The organism is Ruegeria sp. (assembly GCF_965243365.1).
Classification (GTDB): Bacteria; Pseudomonadota; Alphaproteobacteria; order Rhodobacterales; family Rhodobacteraceae; genus Ruegeria.
Window position 1 is genome coordinate 1,891,777 of record NZ_CBDEUW010000002.1, and the last position, 11,345, is coordinate 1,903,121.

General features: G+C 60.1%; 11 protein-coding genes. 7 read left to right on the forward strand and 4 right to left on the reverse strand.

The window, feature by feature from the left end:
* Positions 1-31 precede the first annotated feature (31 nt).
* From ACP0GE_RS13055 to ACP0GE_RS13065, 3 genes are all read left to right on the forward strand, one after another.
* Positions 32-181, forward strand: a complete 150-nt coding sequence (locus ACP0GE_RS13055) for a hypothetical protein (protein ID WP_424832364.1) — start codon at positions 32-34, stop codon at positions 179-181.
* Positions 182-253: 72 nt separating this feature from the next.
* Positions 254-1,519: a diaminopimelate decarboxylase gene (gene lysA / locus ACP0GE_RS13060; RefSeq protein ID WP_424832365.1), complete on the forward strand. Its 1,266-nt coding sequence runs from the start codon at positions 254-256 to the stop codon at positions 1,517-1,519.
* 37 nt (positions 1,520-1,556) lie between these two features.
* Positions 1,557-4,100, forward strand: coding sequence for a TIGR02302 family protein (locus tag ACP0GE_RS13065; protein ID WP_424832366.1), 2,544 nt, complete (start codon positions 1,557-1,559; stop codon positions 4,098-4,100).
* A gap of 14 nt (positions 4,101-4,114) precedes the next feature.
* Here the strand turns inward: ACP0GE_RS13065 and ACP0GE_RS13070 are convergent, their stop codons facing one another.
* Entirely contained in the window at positions 4,115-4,864 is a 750-nt protein-coding gene (locus ACP0GE_RS13070) for a zinc-ribbon domain-containing protein (protein ID WP_424832367.1), read from the reverse strand.
* A gap of 169 nt (positions 4,865-5,033) precedes the next feature.
* Here ACP0GE_RS13070 and ACP0GE_RS13075 point away from each other — a divergent pair, with 169 nt between their 5' ends.
* From ACP0GE_RS13075 to ACP0GE_RS13090, 4 genes are read left to right on the forward strand one after another with little or no spacing between them, the layout of a single operon-like run.
* Positions 5,034-5,711: a cell division ATP-binding protein FtsE gene (locus ACP0GE_RS13075; protein WP_424832368.1), complete on the forward strand. Its 678-nt coding sequence runs from the start codon at positions 5,034-5,036 to the stop codon at positions 5,709-5,711.
* The gene (locus tag ACP0GE_RS13080) at positions 5,708-6,607 is read left to right on the forward strand and encodes a cell division protein FtsX (RefSeq protein ID WP_424832369.1); all 900 of its coding nucleotides are present in this window, start codon (positions 5,708-5,710) and stop codon (positions 6,605-6,607) included. Before ACP0GE_RS13075 ends, ACP0GE_RS13080 begins: the two co-directional genes overlap by 4 nt.
* Positions 6,607-7,347 (forward strand): lysophospholipid acyltransferase family protein, encoded by a 741-nt coding sequence (locus tag ACP0GE_RS13085; RefSeq protein ID WP_424832370.1) that lies wholly within the window; start codon positions 6,607-6,609, stop codon positions 7,345-7,347. Before ACP0GE_RS13080 ends, ACP0GE_RS13085 begins: the two co-directional genes overlap by 1 nt.
* The gene (locus tag ACP0GE_RS13090; RefSeq protein ID WP_424832371.1) at positions 7,334-7,939 is read left to right on the forward strand and encodes a pyridoxamine 5'-phosphate oxidase family protein; all 606 of its coding nucleotides are present in this window, start codon (positions 7,334-7,336) and stop codon (positions 7,937-7,939) included. Before ACP0GE_RS13085 ends, ACP0GE_RS13090 begins: the two co-directional genes overlap by 14 nt.
* A 141-nt stretch (positions 7,940-8,080) precedes the next feature.
* Here ACP0GE_RS13090 and lpdA read toward each other — a convergent pair whose 3' ends face one another.
* The 3 genes from lpdA to odhB all read right to left on the reverse strand — a co-directional run bounded on the left by lpdA (position 8,081) and on the right by odhB (position 11,345).
* Positions 8,081-9,469: a dihydrolipoyl dehydrogenase gene (lpdA, locus tag ACP0GE_RS13095; protein WP_424832372.1), complete on the reverse strand. Its 1,389-nt coding sequence runs from the start codon at positions 9,467-9,469 to the stop codon at positions 8,081-8,083.
* Positions 9,470-9,543: 74 nt separating this feature from the next.
* Positions 9,544-9,813, reverse strand: a complete 270-nt coding sequence (locus ACP0GE_RS13100; protein ID WP_424832373.1) for a hypothetical protein — start codon at positions 9,811-9,813, stop codon at positions 9,544-9,546.
* 2 nt (positions 9,814-9,815) lie between these two features.
* Positions 9,816-11,345, reverse strand: a complete 1,530-nt coding sequence (gene odhB / locus ACP0GE_RS13105) for a 2-oxoglutarate dehydrogenase complex dihydrolipoyllysine-residue succinyltransferase (protein ID WP_424832374.1) — start codon at positions 11,343-11,345, stop codon at positions 9,816-9,818.

Genomic DNA, 11,345 nt, shown 5'->3' on the forward strand with positions numbered 1-11,345 from the left:
GCACAAAACAACTCTTGGAAAAGAGCCAAACATGAAAATCTTCGGCCTGATCTTGTCGCTCGCCTTTCTTGCGGCTTGCGACCCGTCCTACAAGCCGCAACCTGAACCCAAACCGCAGGCCAGCTCGACCGGTATCTCGGTTTCGGGATATGCACGGGTTGGCGCGTCAAAGACTTTTTAAGGTTTGATGAGCGTCCGGCAGATCGCCGGAATCATTTGATCCCCATACCTCTTTTGGTCTAAGCGCGCAGTCATGGATCACTTTCTCTACCGCGACGGCGCGCTTTACGCCGAGGATGTCCCAATCTCCGAAGTTGCTGCCGCGGTCGGAACCCCATTCTATGTCTACTCGACGGCCACTCTGTTGCGGCATTTCCAGTTGTTCGACGATGCGCTGGAGGGCACCGACCACCTTGTCTGTTACGCGATGAAGGCGGCCAGCAATCAGGCGATCCTGAAGACGCTGGCGCAGGCGGGCGCGGGTATGGACGTGGTCTCGGGCGGGGAATATCTGCGCGCCAAAGCGGCGGGCGTTGCGGGTGACAAAATCGTCTTCTCGGGAGTCGGTAAGACAGCGGATGAGATTCGCGCTGCGCTGACCGGCGGCATTCGTCAGTTCAACGTCGAATCCGAGCCTGAGATGCAGGTGATCAACGCGGTTGCACTGGAATTGGGCAAGGTCGCGCCGATCACCGTTCGGGTAAACCCGGATGTGGATGCCAGGACACACGCCAAGATCGCCACCGGCAAATCCGAGAACAAGTTCGGTATCCCGATATCTCGTGCATCAGAGGTTTATGCGCTGGCGGCCAGCTTGCCGGGCCTTGAGGTGATCGGGATTGACGTCCATATCGGTTCGCAACTGACCGAGCTTGAGCCTTTCGAGCTGGCCTACACCAAGGTCGCCGAGTTGACCGAGCGCCTACGCGCAGAGGGTCACAATATCCGCCGTCTCGATCTGGGCGGCGGCCTGGGCATTCCTTACACCAGGTCGAACGATGCACCCCCGTTGCCGGTTGAATACGGTGCGATGATCAAGAAAACACTGGGCCATCTGGGCTGTGAGATCGAGATCGAGCCCGGTCGCCTGATCGCGGGCAATGCGGGTCTGATGGTGTCCAGGGTCATCTATGTCAAATCTGGTGAAGATCGCGATTTCCTGATCCTTGACGGTGCGATGAACGACCTGATCCGCCCGGCGATGTATGAGGCGTATCACGATATTGTTGCGGTACAAGAACCTGACGCAGGGGTTGAGCAACGCCCCTATGACATTGTCGGCCCGGTTTGCGAATCCGGCGACACCTTTGCCAAACAACGTAACATGCCGCCGTTGAAAGCAGGCGATCTGATCGCTTTCCGCAGTGCGGGGGCGTACGGCGCGGTCATGTCCAGCGAATACAATACCCGCCCTCTGATCCCCGAAGTTCTGGTGAATGGGGATCAATTTGCCGTAATTCGTGAACGCCCGAGCTTTGACGAAATCATAAACCGCGATACCATACCCGAGTGGCTTTGACGCGATAGGCGCGCAAGGCCCGGTCAGGAGGCCCGCATTGCGCGATATTTCGAACCTGCCGATACCAAAGCTGTCCCTGCTGCTGACGCATGCGGGGATGCTTGCTGAGCAGGTTTTGCGCGCTTTTTGGCCGTTTTTCTCGATTTTAATGGCGATTCTGGCCGCTTTGATGCTGGGCCTGCAGGACATGGTTCGCGTTGAAACTGTCTGGGTTGCGGGCGCCATTTCTCTGATCGCCTTATTTGTGGCAGCGATATTCGGGATTCGTCGATTGCACCTGCCAACTCGGGCCGAGGCGCTGGTGCGTCTGGATGAAACCCTGCCTGGGCGGCCCATTCAGGCGTTGTTGGACGAACAAGCCATCGGCGCGGCGGATGCCGACTCGGTTGCCCTTTGGAGCGCGCATCAGGCGCGTATGGCGCAACGGGCGGCGCAGGCTGAACCCGTAAAACCTGATCTGAGACTTGCATCACGTGATCCTTACGCCCTGCGTTACGCCGCATTGCTGGCGTTGATCGTCGCCGCACTGTTTGGATCTTTCTGGCGTATCGGATCCGTGACCGAGATGGCCCCCGGCACAGCAATGGCCGGGCAAGGCCCCACATGGGAAGGCTGGGTGGAACCGCCGCGCTACACCGGGCTTCCGACCCTGTATCTGGCGGATCAGGATGACGCCCGGCTGACGATCCCGCAGAATAGCCGGATCACGCTGCGCTTTTACGGAGAGGTCGGGGCGCATAGCCTTACCGAAACAACATCCGAACTGGGGTCCGAGGCCGCAACAGCACCGGAACAGGATTTTGTCGCGGCGCGGTCGGGTGAGTTGAAAATTGAAGGGCCATCGGGGCGCGACTGGTCGGTCGCCATTGTCTCGGACCAGCCGCCTCAGGTCGCGGTGGCAGGCGGAGCCGTGTCCGAAGCGGGTGGGCAGATGAAACTGCCGTTTGACGCCAGCGACGACTATGGCGTGGTCTCTGGTTCAGCCCGGATCGAACTTGATATGCCGGCGGTTGATCGCCGCTACGGGCTGGCGACCGAACCAGAGCCGCGTGAGACGATCACCATTGATCTGCCGATGCCGATCGCCGGGGACCGATCAGAGTTTACCGAGGATCTGATCGAAGACTTCTCGCAGCATCCATGGGCGCATCTGCCGGTCAAGATCACTTTAATGGCGCAGGATGCGGCGGATCAGCAGGCAGAGTCCGAGCCCTATGCGACCGCCCTGCCAGCGCGTCGTTTTTTTGATCCGCTGGCGGCCGCTGTGATTGAACAGCGCCGCGATTTACTGTGGTCGCGTGACAACGCCCTACGTGTTTCGCAGGTGCTGCGCGCTGTGTCCTACCTGCCCGAGGATGTGTTCCGCTCCGAGACCGCGTATCTGCGCTTGCGGGTCCTGCTGCGCCGGTTGGAGCTATTCGACCAATACGGCCTCAAGTCCGAGCAGCAGGAAGAAATTGCTCAGGCCCTGTGGGAACTGGCCGTGCTGATCGAAGATGGCACGCTGGCCGATGCGCTGGAGCGGATGCGCCGCGCGCAGGAACGCCTGACCGAAGCGATGCAGAACGGCGCCACGGACGAGGAAATCGCAGAGCTGATGCAAGAGCTGCGCGAGGCGACCGAGGATTATATGCGGCAACTTCAGCGTCTGGCGCAGGAAAACGGTGAAGGTGGTCAAAACCAACAAGGCCAGAATGGCGAGACGCTGCAGATGACGCAGGACGATCTGCAGCGGATGATGGATCGCATTCAGGAACTGATGGAACAGGGCCGCATGGCCGAGGCGCAGCAAGCGCTGGAAGAGTTCCAGCAGATGATGGAAAACATGCGGGTCACCCAAGGCCAGGGTCAGGGCGGGCAGTCCGAGGGCCAGCAGGCCATGGAAGGGTTGGCCGAAACCCTGCGTGAACAGCAGGGTCTGAGCGATCAGGCCTTCCGGGATTTGCAGGAACAGTTCAATCCTGGCGCGCAGGCTGGCGAAAGTCAGGGCAATGAAGGTCGCAATGGCGGCTTGGGGCGTGGCCAAAGCCACGAAGGTCAGGGTGGCCGGGGTCAGGGCTCGGACCCGGAAGGCGATGGCACGGAAGGCCAGGGCTCTCTTGCGGATCGACAGCAGGCCCTGCGGGATGAACTACAGCGTCAGCAAGAAGGGCTGCCCGGCGGTGGTACACCCGAAGGCGACGCTGCCCGTGAGGCGCTTGACCGTGCCGGTCGTGCAATGGACGATGCCGAAGATGCGCTGCGGGGCGATGATCTGGCCGAAGCGATTGATCGCCAGTCCGAGGCCATGGAAGCCCTGCGTGAAGGCATGCGTTCTTTGGGTGAGGCGCTTGCGCAGAATCAGCAGAACCAGCCGGGACAGGGCACGCAGGACGGTGACATGCAGGCCCAGAGCCGCGACCCGCTGGGGCGCACCCCCGGCGCGGCAGGATCGATTTCGACCGAAGAAAATCTGTTGCAGGGCGAAGACGTCTATCGCCGCGCACGAGAATTGCTGGATGAAATCCGCCGCCGTACCGGAGAAACCGACCGGCCCCAGATCGAGCTTGAATACCTCAAACGCTTGCTGGAACGGTTCTGATATCCCGACGAGGGCTACTGCGCGCCGCTGGATTGCGCCTCAAGCCATAGCCGCGCCTGATCGACCAGTGAAACATAGGATTGCAGAACTGGATCGGCCTGCGGCACCGCTTCGCCGATTGTCCTTGCGTTGCCATAGATCAGTATCAGCAGCACACCGATGATCACGATCAGGGCAAACCCGCGCATAAATCCGCCTGATTTGCGCCGGGCGGGCAGGGTGGTCTCGGCGGTTGTAGGGGTTTCGTCACTGCGCAGACCCGAATTGATTGCCTCAACATCCGGCAGGGCATCTTTCTGACCCGCGTCGGCAGAGGTGGCCGTCGCTGCTGGCTCTTTGGCTTCAACCTTTGGTTCTGCTGGCGGCTCTAACGGGAAATCCGGTTGGCTTTCCAGGCTGACACCCTCTTTGGCGCGAAGATCGGCCTCGCGTTCGGCTTCTTCACGCAGGATGCTGGCCACCGCGGGATCAACATTGCTGGTGTCATCGTCCGGCTCTGATGGCGTGTCTGCTTCAGGTTCATTCACCGCATCCGCCGTTTCTTCCGGCTCTGGGCTTTCCGCGACAGGTTCTGGTGGTGTCTCAGATTCAGGTGTTGAAACATCGTCAGCGGTCGGTTCAGGTGCTTCAACCGGTGTGCCCGGGTGTTTGGGTTGAAACCAGGTCTGGTTGCAATTCGAGCACTGCACATCGCGCCCGGCTTCGGGGATCACGTCGTCCGGGACCTCGTACTGGGCACTGCAATTCGGACATGTAAGTCGCATACTGCCTCCTGACCTGCCTGTCGGCCTGCATCATTTTTTCAGGAATTATATTCCGTTAAGCCCTATCAGCAAAGCGTGTTTTCCCTTTCTGGCGGATTTGGAACCGGTAGAGGCATTGAAACCACGGCCACACTGAGGCAAGACAAGCACGAGAACAAAGGGGACAGGCGTGATCGAGCTGGAGAATGTCAGCTACAGCTATGGCGGCGGAGAGCTGCTGAGCGATGTGTCGGTGCATCTTCAGCCGGGTTCGTTCCATTTCCTGACCGGCCCGTCCGGTGCGGGCAAAACCACTCTTCTCAAACTGTGTTATGGCGCGCTGTTGCCAACTTCGGGGCGGCTGAGTGTGTTTGACGAAGACATTGCGCGTCTTGATCGCGATCAGATGGCGCTGCTGCGCCGCCGGATTGGGTTTGTGCATCAGGATTGTCAGTTTCTGGATCACATGACGCTGGCCGAAAATGTTGCGTTGCCCATGATGGTGTCGGGCCGTGCTGCCGAAGCCGAGCAAAACAACCTGACCGAGCTTTTGGGCTGGGTCGGCTTGGGCGCGCGGCTTGAGGCGCATCCTCCGGAATTGTCGGGCGGCGAACGCCAGCGCGCTGCGCTGGCGCGGGCCGTGATCCTGTCACCGGATGTTGTTTTGGCGGATGAACCAACCGGCAACGTGGATTGGGAGATGTCGCAGCGGTTGCTGCACCTGCTGATCGAACTGAACAGGATGGGCAAGACTGTCCTGATCGCCACCCATGATCTAAGCCTGATCCGGGCGGCCAAAAGCCAGGTTCAGGCGCGCGTGTTGCGCATCTCGCAGCGAAGGCTGCAACTGGCGGGGGCGGATCTATGAGTAAGGGCGATATCCGCAATCTGCTGCGCCGCGACAGCCGCGCCGACCGCGTGGTGCCGCCGACCGGCTTCACAGCTCATCTGACATTGTTTGTATCTGGTGCGATGGCCTTTCTGGCCGTCTTTGCGCTGGCCCTGTCACTGGCTTCGGGTCGGCTGGCAGATCGCTGGGCCTCGGAACTGGCTGGAGCCGCAACCTTGCGGATCAACGCGCCTGCGGAACAGCGGGCCGCACAGACACAGGCTGCTCTTACAGTGCTAAGTCAGACCCCCGGTGTCGCCTCGGCTCGCGCCCTGAGTACGGAGGAGCAGGCCGCCCTGCTTGCACCCTGGTTTGGCCCTGATCTGCCGCTGGACACGCTGCCGGTTCCGCAGTTGATCGAAATTATCGAAGGTGACCCCGGTCTGGATGCCACCGGATTGCGCCTGCGTCTGGGGGCTGAGGTGCCCGGCGCAGTGCTGGATGACCATTCCCGATGGCGTGAACCTCTGGTTGGTGCGGCCAATTCACTGCGGCGCTTGGGATGGATCTCGATCCTGCTGATCGGTGGCGCGACGGCTGCCATGATCACGCTTGCTGCGAATGCCTCGCTTGCGGCGAACGCACAGATCATCGAGGTTCTGCGGCAGGTCGGGGCCCGGGACCGGTTTATTGCCGGGGCGTTTGTGCGCCGCTTCACCTTTCGGGCCTTTTTCGGTGCCGCCGTTGGCACCTTGCTGGGCATGACTGGTGTGCTGTTGTTGCCCGAAGCGTCGGACGAGGGCGGGTTTCTGACGGGGCTGGGTTTTCAGGGCCTAGGGTGGGTGTTGCCTGTGGTCATCCCGCTGTTGGGAGCCTCGGTCGCATTCCTGGCCACATGGTCCGCAGCCCACCGCAAGTTAAAGGAGCTTTCGTGATGCGCATGACTGTCCAGTGGATCCGATCCCTGATTTTCATGGTCACGATCTATGCCTGGATGTTGATCCTGGGGCTGGTTTTCGCCCCGTATGCGTTGTTTTCGAAACACGGGGCCCTGCGCGCGTGCAAGACCTATGCGCGGACCACTTTGTGGTTGGCGCGCTGGATGGTCGGTATTCGCAGTGATGTTCGCGGAAAAGTACCGACAGGCGAGGTTGTTATTGGGGCCAAGCACCAGTCTTTCCTCGACATTATCATGATTTTTGATGCGATTCCCCATGGTAAGTTCATCATGAAACGTGAACTGCTCTGGACGCCGGTGATTGGCATGTACGCACGGCGTTTGGGGTGTATCCCGGTCAACAGGGGTAAAAAAGGTGCTGCGGTCGCAAAGATGGTCAAGGATGTGGCCAAAGAATTCACCGAGCCCGGCCAGTTGGTGATCTATCCACAGGGCACGCGTGTCGCGCCGGGGGCGCAGAAACCTTACAAGGTCGGTACTGCCGTTTTGTACGAAGGGCTGGAGTTTCCCTGCGTTCCGGTTGCCACCAATGCCGGTGTTTTCTGGCCCCGGACCGGAGTGATGCGCAAACCCGGCCTGGCAGTTGTCGATTTTCTGGAGCCAATCGAACCGGGGGTTGGGCGGGACATGTTCCTTGGCCGCCTGGAAGAGGTTATCGAAACCCGGTCCAACGCGTTGATGAAAGAAGCGGGGTTTGATCCGGATGGAGTTCATTGAGGATATCGGGGCACTTGAGGGCCTCTATGGCACCCCCGGTGCACCCGCCCTGCGCAAAGTCGCACGACGGCTCACGCCGCTGTACCGAAAATGGATCACGGCGTCACGCCTGTGTATCCTAAGCACGGTCGGCCCGGAGGGTGTCGATGGCAGTCCACGCGGAGATGACGGCCCTGTGGTTCTGGAGCTTGACCCGGGAACGCTGGCCCTGCCGGATTGGCGAGGAAATAACCGGTTGGACAGCTTGCGCAACATCGTACGCGATCCGCGCGTATCGCTGATGTTTGTAGTGCCGGGTTCGAACAATGTTGTTCGCGTGAACGGCGCGGCCCGCCTGACCGCCGATGAAACGCTGCGGTCCCGGTTTGAAAAACACGGCAAATACCCGGCAACGGTCATTGTCATTGAAATTTCTGAAATCTACACCCAATGCGCCCGCGCCCTGATGCGGGCAGGTACGTGGGCCGCCGGGGATGAAAGTGCTGACCTTCCCAGTGTCGGTGAAATTCTAGCCGAAATGACCAAAGGCGAAGAAGGCGGTGAGCCATACGACTCCACATGGATGGCGCGGGCGCAACAAACTATGTGGTAAAGGCTCTGGCCGCGCGCAGGTAGACAGAACTTGCCATATGTAGGGAATAGCGGGCCAATGTGGCGATCCCCTGCTTCATCTGGCCAAAAAATCCCTGAGCGCGAGGCAGAGCCTCGCTAACCCCGTTTTTTTGCGTGAAGCCTACGAATGAATCGGCCCATCTCCACAGGCAAGCGCCGCTTCGCGCACGGCCTCGGAGTATGTCGGATGAGCATGGCAGGTCAGGGCCAGATCCTCGGCTGAGGCTCCGAATTCCATCGCCACGCAGACTTCGTGGATCAGATCACCAGCTGCCGGGCCGATGATATGGGCGCCCAGAATTCGGTCGGTCTCTTTGTCGGCGAGTATTTTCACGAAACCATCTGCAGCAAAGTTGGCCTTGGCACGACCGTTGCCCATGAACATGAACTTGCCGACCTTATAGGCGCGGCCTTGCTCCTTCAGCGTCGCTTCGGTCTCGCCTACATTGGCAACCTCGGGCCAGGTGTAGATCACACCGGGAATGACGCCATAGTTCACATGACCATGTTTGCCCGCAACTTGTTCGGCGGCTGCCATACCTTCGTCTTCAGCCTTATGAGCCAGCATCGGGCCCTCGGTGACATCGCCGATCGCATAAATGCCCGGCACGTTGGTCTGCCAATCGGCCCCAACCTTGATCTGGCCACGCGGCGTCATCTCAACCCCCAGCGCATCCAGACCCAGACCATCCGAGTATGGTTTGCGACCGGTGGCGACCAGAACGGTATCGGCATCGATCACATGCTCGCTGTCGTCCTTGAGCAACTTGTACGTCACCTTGGCTTTGGTCTTGGTGGCTTCGGTTTTTTGTACCGCCGCACCCATGATAAAGGTCAGACCCTGTTTCTTGAGGATACGCTGGAAGGTCTTCTGAACCTCGGGGTCCATGCCCGGCGTGATTTCCTTGAGGAATTCGATCACCGTGACCTCGGCTCCAAGACGGCTGTAGACCGAGCCCAGTTCCAGCCCGATCACGCCAGCGCCAATCACCACCATCTTTTTCGGAATCTTGCCCAGCGACAACGCCCCTGTCGAGGTTACGACGATCTTTTCATCGATCTCGACACCCGGCAGCGAAGACGGCTCGGACCCAGACGCGATGATGATGTTCTTTGCCTCGTGAACTTCGTCACCGACCTTGACCTGACCGGCGGCAGGGATCGATCCCCAGCATTTCAGCCAATCGATCTTGTTCTTCTTGAACAGAAACTCGATGCCTTTGGTGTTGCCGTCGATGACCTCGTCCTTGTAGGCCTGCATCTGTTTCCAATCGACCGAGGGGCTTTTGCCCTTCAGGCCCATTTTGGCAAAGTTATGCTCGGCCTCGTGCAATTGATGGCTGGCATGCAACAGCGCTTTGGAGGGGATGCAACCCACGTTCAAACAGGTGCCGCCCAGCGTTTCACGCCCTTCGACCACGGCGGTTTTCAGGCCCAGCTGGGCACAACGGATGGCGCAGACATAGCCGCCGGGACCGGCGCCGATAACGATGACGTCATAGTTTGCCATTATACTCTCCTAAATCGACCGGCTCGCCCGGTGGCTGCATGACCCGGCACTTGCGGGTCAGGGCAGGTTCTTCTTCAAACAGGTTCCAACAGCTTGATGTTGATATGGGCAATGCCGCCCCGTTCGTGATGCATGGCCAGTTCTTCCGATCCGAAAAATGCCTTGGCCTTGTCCAGATTCGTCACCTCGAACATCGCAATTGCGTGGTCCTTCTGATCGGGGTCGCGCCAGACGTGCAGGTCGCGGATACCCGCGGCCTTGCGCATCGGTTTGTCCTCGCGGAACACTTTCAGCCAGACGTCGAAATCGGCCACATCGGCCTGCCAGAGTACATGCGTTGCCATGATCACAGATCCATCAGCAGACGGCGCGGGTCTTCCAGCGCCTCTTTCACGCGCACAAGGAACGTCACCGCGCCTTTGCCATCGACGATACGGTGGTCATAAGACAGGGCCAGATACATCATCGGGCGGATTTTGATTTCACCATTGATGACCATCGGACGGTCCTGGATCTTGTGCATGCCCAGAATACCCGATTGCGGGGGGTTCAGGATCGGCGAGGACATCAGCGAGCCATAGACGCCACCGTTCGAGATGGTGAAAGTGCCGCCCTGCATCTCGGCCATGCTCAGCTTGCCGTCGCGGGCGCGCTTGCCTTTCTCGGCAATCGCCTTTTCGATCGCTGCAAAAGACATCGAGTCCGCATCCCGGATAACCGGGACCACAAGGCCCTGAGGCGTACCGGCTGCAACGCCCATATGAACGAAGTTCTTGTAGACGATGTCGGTGCCATCGATCTCGGCATTCACCTCGGGCACTTCTTTCAGCGCGTGACAGCAGGCCTTGGTGAAGAAGGACATAAAGCCCAGACGCACGCCGTGCTTCTTCTCGAACTGATCCTTGTATTGGCTGCGCAGGGCCATGACCTCGGTCATGTCCACCTCGTTATAGGTGGTCAGGATCGCGGCGGTGTTCTGCGCATCCTTCAGGCGCTTGGCGATGGTCTGGCGCAGGCGGGTCATGCGTACACGTTCCTCGCGTGAGGCATCCTCGGCCGCGACAGGCGCGCGTGGAGCTTGGGCAGCAGGGGCGGCAGGCGCAGCCGCCGCGGGCGCTGGGGCTGTAGCTGCCGCTGCAACGGCAGTGGCGACATCTTCCTTCATGATGCGTCCATCGCGGCCTGTGCCGGTAACCTGATCCGCAGACAGACCGGCTTCGGCCATAGCCTTTTCAGCCGATGGCGCATTTGCCACATCCTTGCCGCTGCTTGTCGCCGCTGCCGGGGCCGCCGCCGCGGCAACCGGTGCCGTAGCAGCACCCGCTGCGGAACCCGAGATTACGGCCAACTTGGCCGTTGCGTCCACGGTCGCACCTTCAGGGGCCACGATTTCTGCCAGAACACCAGCTGCCGGAGCCGGGACCTCGACCGAGACTTTGTCGGTTTCCAACTCGCACAGCATCTCGTCTTGGGCGACGGCGTCGCCGACCTGCTTGAACCAGGTTGAAACGGTTGCTTCGGTTACGGATTCGCCCAGTGTCGGCACCATAACATCAACGCTTGCCGCGCCCGGATTGCCGGTATCTGTGCCTGCCGGTTTGGCCTCTGGCGCTGGCGCCGGGGCCGGTGCGGCGCCTTCGCCCGCCGCAATGGTTGCCAGCAGGGCGTCCACGCCAACGGTTTCACCTTCGGCGGCCACAATCTCACCCATCACGCCCGCAGCGGGGGATGGTACCTCGACTGTTACCTTGTCAGTTTCCAGCTCACAGAGCATCTCATCCACGGCAACGGCGTCGCCGGGTTTCTTGAACCAAGTCGCAACCGTGGCTTCGGTGACAGACTCGCCAAGCGTGGGAACACGAACTTCAATCGTCAT